Raw genomic sequence first — 16,896 nt, 5'->3', positions numbered from 1 at the left:
TTTGGGTATATATACCTATGTCATGCGACGCCGCCCTCGTCTTCCGCCCCTCCTCGTCTCCCCGCCGCGCCCGGAGCGCCGCCGGCGCGGAAAGGGACGCCGCTATGTGGCCGACGTCGTCGAGCAGGTCCGCGTCCTGATCGTCGGAACCACCTGGCCGGAAGCCGCGATCGCGGCGCGGGTCGGTGTGGGCGTCGCCACCGTCCACGCCTGGAAGACGCGCCACGGCTGGCGGCGGCCGGCGGATGCCTCCCTGTCGACGCGGAAGGTCGGCCTGGAGCGGGCCGGTTTCACGCGTCGCTGCCGCGCAGCCTTGCGGAGGCTGGAGGCGATGGCGGAGCGCGAGTCCGTCCGCATTGCCGAGACCGACGATTCCGAGCGCCTGTCCCGGGCGCGCACCCTGCTCGGCCGCGTGCGGGCCGCGCTGCGGCCGGTCCGCTCGCGCGAAGCCGCGCCGTGAGGTGGGGCGAAGGTCTCGTCCGGCTGACGGTCGGCCCGCTCGGCGGCCAGGGGCAGCCCTATGGCGACGATGTCGTCGCGCAGGTCCGCGAACTCGTCGAGGAGACGCGCCTCGGCCAGAAGGAGATCGCTGCCATCGTCGGCGTTTCGCACATGACGGTGAGCCGGTGGGCCCGCTCGGGCGGCTGGCGCCGTCCGCCGGGAAGCGCCCGGCCCCTCGACGAATTGAGCGACACGCCGCGTGCCATCATCCGCCAGGGCGCGCGCACCCTCCCGTGGCGCCTCCTCGTGAAGGCCGAAACCCTCCTCGCCTCGGACGCCGCTGATCTCGCGGCGATGGAACAGGCCCTCGCGCTGGTGCTGGAGGCGCGGGACGCGCATGCCGCGGGGATCGGGCCGAAGCGAAGGCGGCTGGGTAATGCGGGATGTCACCTCCCGAACGAGAGCGGGCGGTTACGGGGGCAGCGCAGGCCGAGGAGAGGGCGCAGCCGGTTCGGCTCGGTCGACCGCCGAGGCGTCGCTGGGTGGCTGACGACATAGAATTCCCTCCCTTCCTCATGCTGAGGTGCTCGCCCGCATGGCGAGCCTCGAAGCACGCACCAGCGTCGGGTGTCCTTCGAGGCTCGGCACCCAAATCGGCTGTTGCCGACTTGAGCACCCGTCGGTGCGCATCTCGGGAACACCCGAGATGCGGGCCGAGCACCGCAGGATGAGGAGCGTCGGGTGGATCGACCGGTGCCGTTGCCGCGCAATCTCAGCGGCCTCATGCTGAGGAGGCGGCCGAGGGCCGCCGTCTCGAAGCACGCAATCGGGCGCCGCCGATGCCGTTCTGGGCCTCCATGCTGCGTTGTACCGACGGCTCGTTCCATGTCGGCTGCACGAGCGACCTCGACACCCGCATCGGCCAGCACCAGGGCGGCGAGATGGACGGCACTACGGCGCGCCGGCGTCCCGTGGTGCTCGTCTGGGCGGAGGAGTTCCAGGACATCCTCGATGCCATCGCCGCCGAGCGACGGATCAAGGGCTGGAGCCGGGCCAAGAAGGAGGCGTTGATCGCGGGCGATTGGGAGCGCATCCGGCTGTTGGGTTCTAGGGCGAGGCGCGATCCGCCCGCCTAGCAACTCCCAACGGAGTCATGCTGAGGAGGGCTGCGCAGCAGCCCGTCTCGAAGCACGCACTGCGCGTTGGGCGATGGTTGTTCCGAAATACTATGTCGCCGCTGGGTTCTCTGGGCCCAGCATGCACCCATCCCTTGCGGCTCTTAACCGGGCGTACCCTCTCATCATTTTCTCAGAAAATGTATAATTAGATCTTCGTGGCTTGAAAAGCAGGCATCCATACGGCTCTTGCGTTAATTGATTAAGTTTTGTATTCATATTTTGGCGAGAAGATGGCGTGATATTCATCTGATCGCAGACTTTTAGATAGTTTCTCCATGTATCGTCTACGTTCAATTCAAGAAGTTTATCATTCGCTAGGGCCCATATTATGGGTTCATAGGTTCTGGTGTTTTTGTGAAGTGCTTTCTCGTATCTAGTTCTCATGGAGAATTCTACAGAGACTATCGCCTGTTCCAATCCGTCTCTGTACGATTCGCTCGTAACTTCAGTCTCTCCCGCGTCGAAGGCCGCGGTGAATATCTTCTCGGCTATCAGATGCACAAACGACGGGAATCCATCGCTTATTTGAGCTATTCTGTATTTGAAATCAGATTTCATATGTATGAAAAGTGCTTTCTCGGCATCTTCAATTATATCCAGTCTGGCTTGTAGATTCAATTGACTTACGGCTTCGGAGTGAACTTGTCGAGATACAGACTCGTGCTCCTTAAAAATTAGCTCAATTGTTTCCCCGATGCCGCACAAGATAAATTTGACGGGTATTTTTTGATCACTTGACAGTTTAATCAGTGATGCAAATTTTGCGTGATCATTTTGATTCTGAAGTTTATCGAATTCGTCAATTACAACTATCAGTCCAAATCCCAAATACTTCGTTACGGCAGAAAAATATGAAACAGCAGAATTCGCTGAGCTTATAGCTATTTGAGTGCCTTCTTTTGCTCTGTCAAATCCAACAGTGGCGCCTCCTAGCGAAGCTACACTGGCGCCAAGGTTGAATTTCATCTGTCCTTTTCGCTCAAGGGGGCTTATGTTTAGAGCCTGTTTTATTGCCTCGGAGCATAATGAATCGAAGGTCGATGATTGATCGCATCCTAATAAAATAGGAGATCCGTGAGAGTTCTGCAGCTGAAATGCTGCTGTTTGAGATAATGATGTCTTTCCGACGCCTCGATGACCAAATATAAACGCATGTCTACCGGGTGAGCTCAATGCGTCTACTAGCGCGCTCAGCGAGCGCTCACGGCCTTTCAGATGCTCGGGAGACTGAATCGGGCTCGCTGAGGTAAGATAAGAATTTCTTACCTTCAGAAAGTCGTCGCGATTCATCTGCGCCCCCGATTTGGCGGAGAGCGGCCTGATTGGCTAGGTCGCTCAGCGCATCTTTTATTTGGCCAAAGTAAAGGTGGCGTATGCGGCCCTTCAACTACACCCCGTCGTGCTCCCGCACGTGTCGCACTTCAGGCACGTCCCGTTGCGCACCAGGGTGAAGTTGGCGCATTCGGGGCAGGCTTCGCCCTCGTAGCCCTTCATGCGCGCTTCGGTGCGGCGTTCGGCGACTGTGGCTTCGCGGACCGAGGCCTTCGAGACCGGGGGCGCTTCGGCGATGGCGAGGAAGCCGAGCTGTCCCGTGGGCTCGACCACCTCCTCCGCCTTCAGCGCCGTGGCGCCGGCCGTGGCGTAGCCGCCGGTGGAGCGGCCGCCTTCGAAGACCGTGAGCGCCGCGGGCTTGCCGCGCAGGAAGCCCGAGGAGGCGATGCCGGCGGGGAGGGCGGCCGGGGCCTCGTCCGGAGCGACCGCGCCGCCCGATCCGGCCGCGCGGCCCTCGGTCTCGCCCGAGCCGAGGACGTCGTGGCCGATCTCCTCGGGGTTCACATGGGCGAGATCGGTGCGGCCGAGATAGGAGACGGCGAGCTCGCGGAAGACGTAGTCGAGGATCGAGGTCGCGTTCTTGATGCGCTCGTTCCCCGTCACGAAGCCGGCCGGCTCGAAGCGGGTGAAGGTGAAGGCTTCCACGTATTCCTCGAGCGGCACGCCGTATTGCAGGCCGAGCGAGATGGCGATGGCGAAGTTGTTCATCATCGCCCGGAAGGCCGCGCCCTCCTTGTGCATGTCGATGAAGATCTCGCCGAGCCGGCCGTCATTGTATTCGCCGGTATGGATATAGACCTTGTGGCCGCCGACCACGGCCTTCTGGATGTAGCCGGTGCGCCGGTCGGGCATCTTCTCGCGCAGGCGGACCGGCACCTCGACCTCGACGCGCTCGACCCGCTCGATCACCTTCTCGACGATGCGCTCGGCGATCTGCGCCGTGCGGGCCGCCGTCGGCTGCGCGAGGAGGGCGTCGACCGCATCCTCCACCTCGTCCTCGTCATCCGAGACGAGGGCGGAGTTGAGCGGCTGCGACAGCTTCGAGCCGTCGCGGTAGAGGGCGTTCGCCTTCAGCGCGAGGCGCCAGGACAGCATGTAGGCCTTGGAGCAATCCTCGATGGTCGCGTCGTTCGGCATGTTGATGGTCTTCGAGATCGCGCCCGAGATGAAGGGCTGCGCCGCCGCCATCATGCGGATGTGGCTCTCGACCGAGAGGTAGCGCTTGCCGAGCCGCCCGCAGGGATTGGCGCAGTCGAAGACGCTGTAATGCTCGGTCTTGAGGTGCGGCGCGCCTTCCAGCGTCATCGCCCCGCAGACATGGACGTTGGCGGCCTCGATGTCGTCCTTCGAGAAGCCGAGATGGCGGAGCAACTCGAAGGACGGGTCCTCCAGCTTCTCGGCCGGCACCTTCAGGACCTGCACGAGGAAATCGGCGCCGAGCGTCCATTTGTTGAACACGAACTTGATGTCGAAGGCGCTCTTCATGCCCGCCTCGGCGGCGGCGATCGCCTCGTCGGTGAAGCCCTTGGCCTTCAGCGTCGAGGGGTTGATGGCCGGAGCCTGCTTCATCGAGCCGTGGCCGACCGCATAGGCCTCGATCTCGGCGATCTCGTGCTCGCGGTAGCCGAGCGCGCGGAGGGCGTCCGGCACGGCGCGGTTGATGATCTTGAAATAGCCGCCGCCGGCGAGCTTCTTGAACTTCACGAGCGCGAAGTCGGGCTCGATCCCGGTCGTGTCGCAATCCATCACGAGGCCGATCGTGCCGGTCGGCGCGATGACGGTGGCCTGGGCGTTGCGGAAGCCGTGGCGCTTGCCGAGGTCGAGCGCCTTGTCCCAGGCGGCGGCCGCGTGCTGGACGAGGTCGACCTGCGGGCAATGGGCCCGGTCCAGCGGGACCGGGTTCTGCTGCAGGAATTCGTAGCCGAAGGTCTCGCCATGGGCGGCGCGGCGGTGGTTGCGGATGACCCGCAGCATCGCCTCCGCGTTCTCCTCGTAGCGGGGGAAGGGGCCGAGTTCCTTCGCCATCTCGGCCGAGGTCGCGTAGCTCGTGCCCGTCATGATGGCGGTGAGGGCGCCGCAGAGCGAGCGGGCCTCCTCCGAATCGTAGCCGAGGCCCATCGTCATGAGCAGGCCGCCGATATTGGCGTAGCCGAGGCCGAGCGTGCGGTACTCATAGGAGAGCGCCGCGATCTCCTTCGAGGGGAACTGGGCCATCATGACCGAGATCTCGAGCACGACGGTCCAGAGCCGGCAGAGGTGCTCGTAGCTCTCGACGTCGAAGCGCCGCGTCTCGCGATCGTAGAACGTCAGAAGATTAGCCGACGCTAAGTTGCACGCCGTGTCGTCCAGGAACATGTACTCGGAGCAGGGGTTCGACGCCCTGATCCGCCCGCCCGCCGGGCAGGTGTGCCAGTCGTTCATCGTCGTGTTGAAATGCAGGCCCGGATCGGCGGAGGCCCAGGCGGCGGCGCTGATCTTGTCCCAGAGGTCGCGCGCCTTCAGGGTCTTCGTGACCTTGCCCGTGGTGCGGCCGTTGAGGTGCCAGTTGCCATCACCCTCGACCGCGCGCAGGAAGTCGTCCGTGAGCGAGACGGAGTTGTTCGAGTTCTGGCCCGCGACCGTGAGGTAGGCCTCCGAATCCCAATCGGTGTCGAAGACCGGGAAATCGAGCTCGGTCGTGCCCATCCGCGCCTGCTGGATGACGCGGCGGATGTAGTTGTCCGGCACCTGGGAGCGGCGCGCCAGCTTGATCTCGCGCTTGAGGGCGGGGTTCTTCTCGGGGTCGAAACAGGCGTCGCCCTCGGCTTCGCACTGGACGCAGGCCTTCAGCACCGCCTTCAGGTGCTTCTTGACGACCTTCGAGCCGGTGACGAGCGCCGCGACCTTCTGCTCCTCGCGCACCTTCCAGTCGATATAGGTCTCGATATCGGGGTGATCGATGTCGACGACGACCATCTTGGCCGCCCGGCGCGTCGTGCCGCCCGACTTGATGGCGCCGGCCGCGCGGTCGCCGATCTTGAGGAAGGACATCAGGCCGGAGGACTTGCCGCCGCCGGACAGCCGCTCGCCCTCGCCGCGCAGGCGCGAGAAATTCGAGCCGGTGCCCGAGCCGTATTTGAACAGGCGCGCCTCGCGCACCCAGAGGTCCATGATGCCGCCCTCGTTGACGAGATCGTCCCCGACGCCCTGGATGAAGCAGGCATGGGGCTGCGGATGCTCGTAGGCCGAGGCGGAGGAGGTCAGCGTGCCGGTGAAGGGGTCGACGTAGAAATGGCCCTGGCCCGGCCCGTCGATGCCGTAGGCCCAATGCAGGCCGGTATTGAACCATTGCGGCGAGTTCGGCGCGCACATCTGCGCGGCCAGCATGAAGCGGAGCTCGTCATGGAATGCGCGGGCATCCTCCTCGGTCGAGAAATAGCCGCCCTTCCAGCCCCAATAGGTCCAGCAGCCGGCGAGACGGTCGAAGACCTGGCTCGCCGTCGTCTCGGAGCCGAGACGCTCGCCTTCCGGCAGGGCCGCGAGCGCGTCCTCGTCAGGCACCGAGCGCCAGAGCCAGGACGGGACGTCGTTCTCCTCGACCTTCTTCAGGCGCGCGGGCACGCCCGCCTTGCGGAAATATTTCTGGGCGAGGACGTCGGAGGCGACCTGCGACCAGGCCTCCGGAACCTCGATCCCCTCGGCCTTGAAGACGGTCGAGCCGTCCGGATTGCGGATCTCGCTCGTCGCCGTCCGGAAGGCGATGCCTGCATAAGGTGAGCTGCCAGCTTTCGTGTGCCGCCGTTCGATCCGCATGGTCCCGCCCCTCCGGCTTGCGCCGCCCCGATCAAAAAATCATGTCGCTCCGACGGCTCGGGCAAAGCTTCGCCGCGCTCGGAAAACTGTCTTCCGAGGGGGATGAACGCCCGATACGATGGGAGCCGCGAACGTCCGCGTACTGGCGGCCGCTCACAACGGATAACGACGCTAGTGCGAGTCTCGCACCATCGTCAATCGTCCGAGTTCTCTCTAGGGCTTGCGCCAAGGTCCGATCTCCGACGCTAGATATGGTGTTCGAGCGGCGGTTAAGGAAGTGTTGCCGAGACGGATCAAGGGCTTGGCGAAATCCGCCCGTTCTGAGCGATTGATGTGTGCGGCTGTGGATGGCGGGGATGATGCCCCGCGACCACGTGACAGGCGTTGCAAGGCTGCATCATGTGCGCGCGCCCTGGACAGGCGAGCCCTCTCGGCCTAACCGGAAGCCACGGCGCCAGCGTTCCGATCCCGGTATGAAACTGATCGACTTCCTCACCCGCACCTTCACCTGGTGGAACGGCCAGACGTGGGGGACCTATTGGTACACCCGCCGCCGCGGCGAACGCGTCGGCGAGGACGAGCTCGGCAATGTCTATTACCGGGCCACCGACCATATGATCGACCCGTCCATGGGGCCGGAGCGGCGCTGGGTGGTCTATAACGGCCTCGCCGACATGTCGCGCGTGCCGCCCTCCTGGCGCGGCTGGCTCGCCCATACGCATAACGTCCCGCCGAGCGAGGAACAGTACACGCCGCGCGAGTGGGAGATGGCGCACCTGCCGAACATGACCGGCACGCCCGAGGCCTATCGCCCGCAGGGGTCGCCGAGCGCGAGCGGCCGGCGCCCCGCGGCGACGGGCGATTACGTGCCGTGGTCTCCGGACGAGGGCGCGGCCGGCCGCGCCGGCTGACCGCGCAGCCATACTTTCGTCCAGAGGTCGTGGAACACGCATCCCCGACGTGTCGGATGAGTCCTGCATCGCCTGTCTCGGCGAAGCGGGACCTCGGCCAGGGCGGCGCGGCGGCGCCGAGGGATCGGACCAGCGGATGACGACGAGAGCCATCAAGGTCACCGCCCTCGCGGCGGGCACGCTCCTCGCGGGCGCCATCGCCTTCGTTGCAGGGCCTGCCGAGGCGGACAAGATCAAGAACCCGACCGCCGTCTTCGCCGGTCTCGACAAGATCACCGGCCGAATCATCGCGTTCGACGTGGCGGTGGACGAGACCGTGCAGTTCGGCGCGCTCCAGATCACGCCGCGCGTCTGCTATTCGCGCCCGCCGACCGAGACCCCGCAGACCGACGCCTTTATCGAGGTCGACGAGGTCACGCTCGAGAACAAGTACCGCCGGATCTTCTCGGGCTGGATGTTCGCGGCCAGCCCCGGCCTGCACGGCGTCGAGCACCCGATCTACGATGTCTGGCTGACGGAGTGCAAAGGCGGCACGGCGGTCATCGCGGACGCGAAGGAGAAGGACGACGCGCCGGTCGCCGCCGCGGCACGTCCCGAACGCCGCCAGCAGCGTCAGGCCCGGCGCACCAACTCCGCCGGCCAGATCGACGTCGAGGGACCGCGCGGCCGCGAGGTCCAGCCGAAACAGGCGCCGAGCCGCCGCTTCTTCCCGACCAACGAGGGCGGCGTCGGCGGGTTCAATCCCGGGCGGTGACGGCGTTTCGCGCCGCTATGAGCCGCGCTTCATCGTCGTGTAGGACGTGATCAGGTTCCGGTAGTCCGGGATGTGGTTCGAGAAGAGCGTGCCGAGGCCTTCGACGTCGTTGCGCCAGTCGCGATGCAGTTCGCAGGCGAGGCCGAACCAGGTCATGAGCTGGGCTCCGGCAGCCGACATCCGATCCCACGCCGAGTGCCGCGTCAGCTCGTTGAACGTCCCCGAGGCATCCGTGACGACGAAGACGTCGTAGCCTTCCGCGAGCGCCGACAAGGCGGGGAAGGCGACGCACACCTCGGTCACGACACCCGCGATGATGAGCTGCCTGCGGCCGGTCGCCTTCACGGCATTGACGAAATCCTCGTTGTCCCAGGCGTTGATCTGGCCCGGACGCGGGATGAAGGGCGCATTCGGAAACGCCTCCTTCAGTTCCGGCACGAGGGGACCGTTCGGGCCGTCCTCGAAGCTCGTGGTCAGGATCGTCGGGAGCTTGAAATACCGGGCGAGGTCGGAGAGCGCGAGGACGTTGTTCTTGAACCGGTCCGGGTCGATGTCGCGCACCAGCGACAGCAGTCCCGACTGATGGTCGACGAGAAGGACGGCGGCCTGGTCCTTGTCCAGTCGGACGTAGGGCTTTGTCATCGATCTTCCTTTCGCTCTCTTCCACATTGCGCGGATCGCGCATGGAGCGACGTTGCCGATGCGATGATCGCGCGACTAGATGGCGTTCGCGGGCCTCAGCGTCCCGCCTGTAGGACGATCGCCGGTGATTGACCTGAACGACCTCGCCCATTTCGTGAACGTCGTCGACCATGGCGGCTACGCCGCGGCGGGGCGGGCGCTCGGCATGCCGAAGTCCCGGCTCAGCCGACGCATCCTCGCGCTGGAGGAAAGGCTCGGCGTGCGGCTGCTCCAGAGGACAACCCGCAAGCTGTCGGTGACGGAACTCGGCCAGGAATATTACCGGCATTGCGTGGCGATGCTCGTCGAGGCCGAGGCGGCCCAGGAGGCGATCGACCGATCGCGGGCCGGCCCGCAGGGGCTTCTGCGCATCAGCGCGCCGCCGGCCCTAGTCTGTTTCGAGATCGGGCCGATGATCGCCCGCTTCATGGCCCGCAATCCCGACGTCACCGTCGAGATGGACAGTACGAGCCGCCGGGTCGACCTCGTCGGCGAGGGCATCGATATCGCCATCCGCGTCCGCTTTCCGCCGCTCGAGGCCAGCGATCTCGTCATGCGTCGGCTGGGAGACAGCGAGCAGCGCCTCGTCGCCCGGCCCTCGCTCGTCGCCCCTCATCCGCTGGCGGCTCCATCCGATCTCGCGACGCTGCCGAGCCTCGATTTCGGGCCGTCGCTGTCGCGGCACGGCTGGGATTTCGTGTCGCCCGACGGGGAGACGGTGCGGCATTCGCATCGCCCGCGTCTCGTCACCGACGACATGGCGCAGTTGCTGTACGCTGCTCTGGACGGCGTCGGTGTGGTCAAGCTGCCGAGCATGGTCATCGACGACCATCTCGCGGCGGGCCGGCTGGTCGAGGTCCTTCCGGGCTGGCGGCTTTCGTCCGGGATCGTCCACGCCGTCTTCGCATCCCGGCGCGGCTTGCTGCCGTCCGTCAGGAGCTTCCTAGACTTCCTTTCGGAGGAGTACGCTCAGGTCGCCGCGCGGCGTTCAGCCGGCCGCTGACACCCTCTGATCGAGCGCTGCCAGAGCTTCGTGTCCTGAAACGAGTCGGCCGGGCGGCCAGCATTCCCAATCCGCGTCGCCCGTGACGGCCTCCGACAGCATGATGCGATAGGCGTCGCGCCCCATCTCGACCGCGCCGAGGCTCGCGAGGTGGTCGGTGACGAATTGCGCGTCGAGCAGGCGGAAGCCGCCGCGGTTCAGGCGCGCCGCGAGGTGGACGAAGGCCACCTTGGAGGCGTCCCGGACGCGGTGAAACATCGATTCCCCGAAGAAGGCCGCGCCGAGCCGCACTCCGTAGAGCCCGCCGACGAGGCGTCCGTCCTGCCACGCCTCGACGGTGTGGCAATGGCCGAGATCGAACAATTCGCCGTAGAGTTCGCGGATGCGACCGCTGATCCAGGTCCGGTCCCGGTCGGGCGCGGGCGCGGCGCAGCCCGCGAGCACGGCATCGAAATCGTGGTCGATGCGGATCTCGAACACGTCTTGCCTCACCGTCCGGGCGAGGCGGCGCGGGACGTGGATCGATCCCAGCGGGAAGAAGCCGCGGGTCTCGGGCTCGACCCAGAAGAGCGACGGGTCGTCCGCATCCTGCGCCATCGGGAAGATGCCGGCGGCATAGGCCCGCAGCAGGATCTCGGGCGTGATCTCGGCGCGCTGCGGACCGGACATCGTCGGGCGGCTCAGCCGGCCGCGTGCCAGAACGGCGTGCCGACGACCGGGGTCGAGGGCGTGGCGAAGTCGCGCGGGGGCATCAGCCCGGCCTCGTGCGCGAGGCGCCCGCCCTCGATCGCCAGCGCGAAGCCCCGCGCCATGGCGATCGGATCGTCCGCCTTGGCGACGGCGGTGTTCAGGAGAACGCCGTCATAGCCGAGTTCCATCGCCTCGGCCGCATGCGACGGCGCGCCGAGGCCCGCATCGACGATCAGCGTGACGTCGGGGAAGCGGGCGCGGAGCGTGCGCAGGCCGTGGCGGTTCATCAGCCCCTGGCCCGAGCCGATCGGCGCGCCCCAGGGCATGACGACCCGGCAGCCGGCCTCGACGAGGCGCGTCGCGACCGTCAGGTCCTCGGTGCAGTACGGGAACACCTCGAAGCCGTCGTCGAGGAGGATCTTCGCCGCCTCGACGAGCCCGATCACGTCGGGCTGCAGCGTCTCGTCGTCGCCGACCACCTCGAGCTTGATCCAGGGCGTGTCGAAGAGTTCGCGCGCGAGTTCGGCCGTGGTCACGGCCTCCTTCACGCTGCGGCAGCCGGCGGTGTTCGGCAGGACCTTGAGGCCGAGCGAGCGGATGATGCGCCAGAAGGCATCGCCCGCGCGTCCGCCGGCCGATTCGCGCCGGAGGGAGACGGTGACGATCTCCGCGCCGGAGGCGCGGATCGCCTCCTCCATCACCGCCGGGGACGGATAGAGCGCGGTGCCGAGGAGGAGACGCGAGGACACCTCCTGGCCGTAGAGCGTGAGCCGCGACGCGCCTGTCGCTGCGTGGGTTGCCGTCACCTCATCCTCCCTGCCGGGGCGTCACCACCTCGACCTCGTCGCCGTCGTTGAGTTCGACATCGCTCCAGCGCGCGCGCCGAACCACCTCCCGGTTCACCGCGACGGCGAAGAACGAGCCTTCGTAGCCCAGTTCGTCGAGAAGGGCGGGAATGCGGGTCGCCCCGACCTGCTTCCGCTCGCCGTTGACGATCAACTCCATCGCATGACCTCGTTATCGCGCGCCCCCGTCGTCACGTAGCCCGCCACGATCTCGGCCAGGGCGGGGGCGAGAAGGAAGCCGTGACGGTAGAGCCCGTTCACGGCGATGTGCTCGCCGCGGACCTCGATCCGCGGCGCGTTGTCGGGGAAGGCCGGCCGAAGCGCCGTGCCGAGTTCGACGATGCGCGCCTCCCCGAAGGCCGGGTGGAGCGTATAGGCCGCCGTCAGGAGGTCCAGGGCCGACCGGACCGTCACGCCCGATGCGTCCTCGCTCTCGATGGACGAGGCGCCGATGAGATAGCGGTGGCCGGGCCGGGGGATCAGGTAGATCGGCCAGCGCGGATGCATCAGGCGCACGGGGCGCGTCAGCGTGACCTCCGGCGTCTCGATCAGGACGGTCTCGCCCTTGACGCCGCGCAGGTCCGGCTGATCGCCGCGCGCCGCGATCCCGCGGCAATCGACGACGAGCCCGGTCAGCACCGCCGGATCGACCTCCGAGCCGAAGCGGATCGTCCCGCCCCTGGCGCGCAGCTTCTCGTGCAGGGCCGGCAGAACGGCGCGGGGTTCCACATGGCCCTCACTCGGAAAGAACAGGCCGGACCGGAACCGGCCGGCGAGCGCTGGTTCGAGAGAGGCGATGGCGTCCTCGTCCACGCGCCGATGGCCGCTCGTCTGGCGGGCGAAGCGGTCGAGTTCGCTGCGGTCGCGGGGATGGGCGACGATCAGAGAGCCTTCCATCGGAACGTCCGGAAGGTGGGAGGACCAGAGGTCGAGCGAGCGCTTGCCGAGGCGCACGACGACCGGCTCGGCCCCGTCGCTCTCACAATCGGGTGCCAGCATGCCGCCTGCCCAATGGCTGGTCGACGACTTGAGATCGGGATCGTCGCGCTCGTGCAGCGTGACAGCGAGCCCGGCCTCGGCCAGGAGCAGGGCGGCCCAGCTTCCGCAGATGCCGGCACCGACCACCGTCGCTGCGGGGGTGGCATTCGTCATGGTGCGATCGTTGGGCAAGTCCGTCCCTCCGCCGATACGATTCGGATCAGGTTCAAAGGGTTCGGCGATGCCGTCTCAGCCCCGCAGGGCACCCCTCGGATGACGCTAATGTGATCCGCCGGGGACGGATTCACAAGTGCTTGCGGGGCATGGCGGCCCATCGCACCTCAATCGAGGACCCGACTGGCCGCTTCGGGCAGGAGCCGGATCAGGAGATCGGCCCATTCGTTCTGTCCTGCCTCATCCGTAATCAGATCCTGCCTGATCTCGATGCCGACATGGTGCAGCCCGCGCCGTTCGCCGTGGACGGGGAGGGTGTGGTCGGTCTCGTCGCTGACGCTGTAGGGCTGGTTGTCGCCGACGGTGAATCGCTCCTCCCGCACGAGGAGCGTACCGAGGGCGCGGCCGAGGCGGCCGTCGCGGCCGTAGAGAGTCCCGATCTGCCAGGGGCGCGCCTCGCCGAGATAGACCGGCGTGAAGCTGTGCATGGCCACGAGGACGGTCGGACGCGCTGCACGTTCCTGCAGCAGCCCTTCGATCCGGGCGTGGTAGGGCTCGAAGACCTCCCGCAGCCGGGCCTGCCGCGCCGCCTCCGTCAGCCCCGCATTGCCGGGAATCGGCGTCGCCTCGCTGACGAGCGGGATCGAATTCGGCACTGAGGGTGGCCGGTTGCAGTCGATCACGAGCCGCGAATAGGTCTGCTCGACCAGCGTCGCGTCCAAAGCGTCGGATATCCGGCGCGAGACGGCGGCGATGCCGATATCCCACGCGATATGGCGCTCGAACTCGCTCTCGGGGAGGCCCAGCCGGCCGAGCCGTCGCGGCGTCGCCCGGCCGGCATGGTCGCAGGTCAGGAACAGCGGCGATCGCCCCTCCGGATGGCGGACCGTCACCGGGGAGGGCTCGTCCGGGGAGAGCAGCGTGTCGGCCATGGCGCCGCGGTCCTGTCGTGAGATCGTCGTGGATGCGTGACTCTCGCGCTCTATCCTGTCTGGCCGCAATCCTGCTAGCGCCATGACTCATGGCGATCCTTCGGATCAGACACGAGACGGTCTATCGGTACCGCTCACCGGTGGCCTTCGGCGAGCACCGCGCTCTCCTGCGCCCGCGCGAGTCGATGGATCAGCGGACCCTCGACTATCGGCTCGAGGTCGAGCCGCGGCCTGCCCGCGTGTCCTGGCAGGAGGACGCCTCGGGCAATGCCGTCGTGGTCATGAACTTCGACCGACGCGCCCCGATGCTTCGGGTGGTGGCGACGATGGTGGTCGAGCAGACGCCGTTCGACACGACCCATGTCAGTCTTCCTGCCGCCGTGCGGACCTGCCCCTTCTCGTATCCGCGCGAGAAGATGCCGGATCTTGCCCGCTTCATCGAGCGCCAGCAGCCTGATGCCGGCGGAGCGGTCGAGGCCTGGGCCAGACGGATTCTCGACGAGACACCGGGACGGGACAGCTGGGCCTTCCTGTGCCGCATGAACGACGCGATCGAAGGCGGGTTCAGCTACATCCGCCGCGAGGAGGAGGGCATCCAGGATGCCGCCGCGACGCTGCGCAGCGGCCGCGGCTCCTGCCGCGACTTCGCGGTGCTGATGGCGGAGGCGGTGCGCAGCCTCGGCTTCGCCGCCCGCTTCGTGTCCGGCTATCTCTATGTGCCGCATGACGAGAGCCATATCCGGCAGGCCGGCGGCAACACCCATGCCTGGCTCCAGGTGTTTCTTCCGAGCGTCGGCTGGGTCGATTTCGATCCGACGAGCGGCTGGGTCGGCAATGCCGGGCTCGTCCGCGTCGCGACGGTGCGCGACCCTCGGCAGGCCATGCCGCTCTCCGGCAGCTTCACGGGTTTCCCGGGCGATTTCCTCGGCATGAGCGTCGATGTCGACGTGACCTCCGAAGGCTACGCGACACCGGCCGCCTGGGTCTCGATGCGGGCCGCGGCACGGTAGAGGTTGCGGCCGTTCCACCGACACGACAGCAGGTTCCAACCTCGTCCAAGCCGGAGCTGACTGGACCGGCGTGGCCGGAGCCGAAGGTCGCGAATGCGGCGGTCCGGACGCGGCAGACGCCGAGCGCCACAAGTCGATCTTGGCAGACCGCCTGCCAGCGGTCGTTCTGGGCGGCGCGACTATGTCTCAAGCCGCCAATCGAACTTGCGAATGTGCTGCAGCAGCGCTGACATCGCCGCGCTCTGGTGCCGCCGGTTGGGGTAGTAGAGAAACCAGCTCGGCAGCTCTGGGGACCAGTTCGCCAGCAGTTCGACCAGGCTCCCCTCGTCGAGATGTGGTCTCGCATAATCCTCGAAGACGTGCGCGATGCCTTGTCCTGCCAGTGCCGCCTGCAATTCCTGGTGTGCGGAGCTCAGCGTCAGGCGGCCTTCCGGTGTGATCTCCAGGCGCTCGCCGTCCTTTTCGAAATGCCAGCTGACGATGGAGCCGCCTGGGAAGCGCCGGCGAATGCAGTCGAAGCCCATGAGATCGGACGGCGTCGGCGGGGCAGGGCGATCCCGCAGATAGTCCCGCGACGCCACGATGGCGTAGCGCAGGGCTGGTCCGAGCGGGACCGCGATCATGTCCTGCTCCAGCTGTCTGCCGAAGCGCACCCCGGCATCGAAGCCCTGCTGGACGATGTCGATGATGGCCGCGTCGCTGATCAGCTCGACCTTCACGTCCGGAAACAGGCGCATGAAGTCGAACACCAGAGGGCAGAGCACGTGGTCGACCGCCGGGCCGGGCGCGTTGATCCTCAAGGTGCCTGTCGGGGTTTCGCGAAGCCGATCCAGATCGTCGACAGCCATCCTGATGTCCTGCAATGCCGGAACGAGCCGTTCATAGAGCCGGGCTCCGGCCTCGGTCGGGGCGACGCTTCTCGTCGTCCGGTTCAGCAGCCGCAGGCCCAGCGTGCCCTCCAGCGCCGCGATGCCCTGGCTCAGCGCAGCCGACGACACGCCCCGTTCGGTTGCCGCCGCCCGAAATCCGCCGCAGGCGACGACACAGGCAAAGGCATCGAGACTGTCGAGGCGAAGCGGTTTCATTGCGACAATTTTCTTATCAAGCCGATCGATAGAAGGTGGCTTATCCGATCAATCGACAATCGTCACCTTGCGGGGGATCGATGAGGCAACCCGCGAGGAGGCCATGACGACCATCACATTGAACCGCCGCAGGATCATGCTTTCCGCCGCCATGGGCGCGGCGGGCCTCGTGTCTGGCGGCAGCATCGGGACGGCGCATGGCCAGGCCTCGCAGACACCCATCCGCAACGCCGGGCACTACCGCTTCCGTGTCGGCGAGATCGGCGCGACGGTGCTCAGCGACGGGGTGATCGGCGGGCCGCCACGCATCTACGCCAGCGACGCGCCCGAGCAGGAATTGCAGGAGGTGCTGAGGCGCGCCTTCCTGCCCGTCGACCGGATGACGCTCAATCTGAACGCGCTTCTGATCGAGACCGGCGGCCGGCGCATCCTGCTGGATCCCGGTGCGGGCCAGACGATGGGCCCCGATGGCGGCCGCATCTTCGCCCGTCTCTCCGAGATCGGTCTCGGCCCTCGGGACATCGACGCGGTCGTCGTCTCTCACACCCACCCCGATCATGTCGGCAATCTTCGGGCTGCCGACGGAACGCCGGCCTTCCCGAGGGCCACGGTCTTCGCGCCCAAGGCGGACTGGGATTTCTTCGTCGGCGGCGAGCCCGATCTCTCCTACATGCCGGTTCCGGAAGACTTCCGCCGGCGCTTCGGCGCCGCCATCAAGCGCAGCCTCGAACCCGTCGCGAAATCCGTCGAGCTCTACGAGCCGGGGACGGAGATCGTTCCCGGGCTGACCACGATCGCTGCCGCGGGCCACACGCCCGGTATGGTTTCCTTCCTCGTGCATTCGGGCCGCGACCAGCTGCTGCTGACGGCGGATCTCGCCTACCACCCCGTCGTCAACATCGACCGGCCATGGCGGCCCGGTCCCGATCGCGACAAGGATGCCGCGCTCAGCGCACGCCGGCGCATCTTCGACCGCGCGGCGGCCGACCGCATTCCCGTGCTCGGCTTTCACTACCCGTTCCCAGGGCTCGGCCATCTGCTGCGCACGGACACCGGTTACGCCTGGGTCCCCGCGGGCTGGCAGGTTTGA

17 protein-coding genes and 1 riboswitch are annotated in these 16,896 nt (G+C 66.7%); of the genes, 8 read left to right on the top strand and 9 right to left on the bottom strand.

Going from position 1 to position 16,896, the window contains the following annotated elements:
* Positions 1 to 106 precede the first annotated feature (106 nt).
* The 3 genes from EV668_RS09725 (at position 107) to EV668_RS09715 (ending at position 1,577) form a co-directional block, all read left to right on the top strand.
* Complete coding sequence (locus tag EV668_RS09725; protein ID WP_166652398.1) at positions 107 to 460, top strand: terminase gpP N-terminus-related DNA-binding protein; 354 nt, start codon at positions 107 to 109, stop codon at positions 458 to 460.
* Entirely contained in the window at positions 457 to 999 is a 543-nt protein-coding gene (locus EV668_RS09720; RefSeq protein ID WP_133769545.1) for a helix-turn-helix domain-containing protein, read from the top strand. The genes EV668_RS09725 and EV668_RS09720 overlap by 4 nt, the downstream gene beginning before the upstream one ends.
* Positions 1,000 to 1,298: 299 nt before the next feature.
* On the top strand, positions 1,299 to 1,577 hold the full coding sequence (locus tag EV668_RS09715; RefSeq protein ID WP_342636826.1) for a GIY-YIG nuclease family protein: 279 nt from the start codon (positions 1,299 to 1,301) through the stop codon (positions 1,575 to 1,577).
* Between the two features lie 90 nt (positions 1,578 to 1,667).
* Here the strand turns inward: EV668_RS09715 and EV668_RS09710 are convergent, their stop codons facing one another.
* Both EV668_RS09710 and EV668_RS09705 read right to left on the bottom strand, forming a co-directional pair.
* Complete coding sequence (locus EV668_RS09710) at positions 1,668 to 2,909, bottom strand: ATP-binding protein (protein WP_133769543.1); 1,242 nt, start codon at positions 2,907 to 2,909, stop codon at positions 1,668 to 1,670.
* Positions 2,910 to 3,002: 93 nt separating this feature from the next.
* Positions 3,003 to 6,743 carry a vitamin B12-dependent ribonucleotide reductase gene (locus EV668_RS09705; protein ID WP_133769542.1) on the bottom strand — a complete coding sequence of 1,247 codons (3,741 nt, stop codon included), beginning with the start codon at positions 6,741 to 6,743 and terminating at the stop codon, positions 3,003 to 3,005.
* Positions 6,744 to 7,216: 473 nt separating this feature from the next.
* Between EV668_RS09705 and EV668_RS09700 the strand changes: the two genes are divergently transcribed.
* Complete coding sequence (locus EV668_RS09700) at positions 7,217 to 7,654, top strand: NADH:ubiquinone oxidoreductase subunit NDUFA12 (RefSeq protein ID WP_133769541.1); 438 nt, start codon at positions 7,217 to 7,219, stop codon at positions 7,652 to 7,654.
* Between the two features lie 136 nt (positions 7,655 to 7,790).
* A complete protein-coding gene (locus tag EV668_RS09695; RefSeq protein WP_133769540.1) occupies positions 7,791 to 8,408 on the top strand; it encodes a DUF2155 domain-containing protein in 618 nt (205 codons plus the stop codon).
* Positions 8,409 to 8,423: 15 nt separating this feature from the next.
* On the opposite strand, the gene ycaC is transcribed toward EV668_RS09695, so the two are convergent.
* Positions 8,424 to 9,050 (bottom strand): isochorismate family cysteine hydrolase YcaC, encoded by a 627-nt coding sequence (gene ycaC / locus EV668_RS09690; RefSeq protein ID WP_133769539.1) that lies wholly within the window; start codon positions 9,048 to 9,050, stop codon positions 8,424 to 8,426.
* Between the two features lie 124 nt (positions 9,051 to 9,174).
* Between ycaC and EV668_RS09685 the strand changes: the two genes are divergently transcribed.
* Positions 9,175 to 10,092, top strand: coding sequence for a LysR substrate-binding domain-containing protein (locus EV668_RS09685; RefSeq protein ID WP_133769538.1), 918 nt, complete (start codon positions 9,175 to 9,177; stop codon positions 10,090 to 10,092).
* Here the strand turns inward: EV668_RS09685 and aat are convergent.
* From aat to EV668_RS09660, 5 genes are all read right to left on the bottom strand, one after another.
* Positions 10,078 to 10,761: a leucyl/phenylalanyl-tRNA--protein transferase gene (aat, locus tag EV668_RS09680; RefSeq protein WP_133769537.1), complete on the bottom strand. Its 684-nt coding sequence runs from the start codon at positions 10,759 to 10,761 to the stop codon at positions 10,078 to 10,080. The two genes, EV668_RS09685 and aat, sit on opposite strands and share 15 nt — an antisense overlap.
* 11 nt (positions 10,762 to 10,772) lie before the next feature.
* Positions 10,773 to 11,588 (bottom strand): thiazole synthase, encoded by an 816-nt coding sequence (locus tag EV668_RS09675; protein ID WP_133769536.1) that lies wholly within the window; start codon positions 11,586 to 11,588, stop codon positions 10,773 to 10,775.
* A 1-nt stretch (position 11,589) separates the two neighbouring features.
* Positions 11,590 to 11,787 (bottom strand): sulfur carrier protein ThiS, encoded by a 198-nt coding sequence (thiS, locus tag EV668_RS09670; protein WP_133769535.1) that lies wholly within the window; start codon positions 11,785 to 11,787, stop codon positions 11,590 to 11,592.
* Entirely contained in the window at positions 11,778 to 12,779 is a 1,002-nt protein-coding gene (locus EV668_RS09665) for an FAD-dependent oxidoreductase (protein WP_133769534.1), read from the bottom strand. Before EV668_RS09665 ends, thiS begins: the two co-directional genes overlap by 10 nt.
* Positions 12,780 to 12,785: 6 nt before the next feature.
* A riboswitch (TPP riboswitch) is annotated at positions 12,786 to 12,885 on the bottom strand.
* Between the two features lie 61 nt (positions 12,886 to 12,946).
* On the bottom strand, positions 12,947 to 13,711 hold the full coding sequence (locus tag EV668_RS09660) for an N-formylglutamate amidohydrolase (protein ID WP_133769533.1): 765 nt from the start codon (positions 13,709 to 13,711) through the stop codon (positions 12,947 to 12,949).
* An 89-nt stretch (positions 13,712 to 13,800) separates the two neighbouring features.
* Between EV668_RS09660 and EV668_RS09655 the strand changes: the two genes are divergently transcribed.
* On the top strand, positions 13,801 to 14,721 hold the full coding sequence (locus tag EV668_RS09655; RefSeq protein ID WP_133769532.1) for a transglutaminase family protein: 921 nt from the start codon (positions 13,801 to 13,803) through the stop codon (positions 14,719 to 14,721).
* A gap of 179 nt (positions 14,722 to 14,900) precedes the next feature.
* Here the strand turns inward: EV668_RS09655 and EV668_RS09650 are convergent, their stop codons facing one another.
* Positions 14,901 to 15,806, bottom strand: coding sequence for a LysR family transcriptional regulator (locus EV668_RS09650; protein ID WP_133769531.1), 906 nt, complete (start codon positions 15,804 to 15,806; stop codon positions 14,901 to 14,903).
* A gap of 103 nt (positions 15,807 to 15,909) precedes the next feature.
* On the opposite strand from EV668_RS09650, the gene EV668_RS09645 reads away from it, so the two are divergent.
* Positions 15,910 to 16,896 (top strand): MBL fold metallo-hydrolase, encoded by a 987-nt coding sequence (locus tag EV668_RS09645; RefSeq protein WP_133769530.1) that lies wholly within the window; start codon positions 15,910 to 15,912, stop codon positions 16,894 to 16,896.

The sequence above is a fragment of the Enterovirga rhinocerotis genome (genome assembly GCF_004363955.1).
Taxonomy (GTDB): Bacteria; Pseudomonadota; Alphaproteobacteria; order Rhizobiales; family Beijerinckiaceae; genus Enterovirga; species Enterovirga rhinocerotis.
This window is presented reverse-complemented; position numbering and strand designations above follow the sequence as displayed.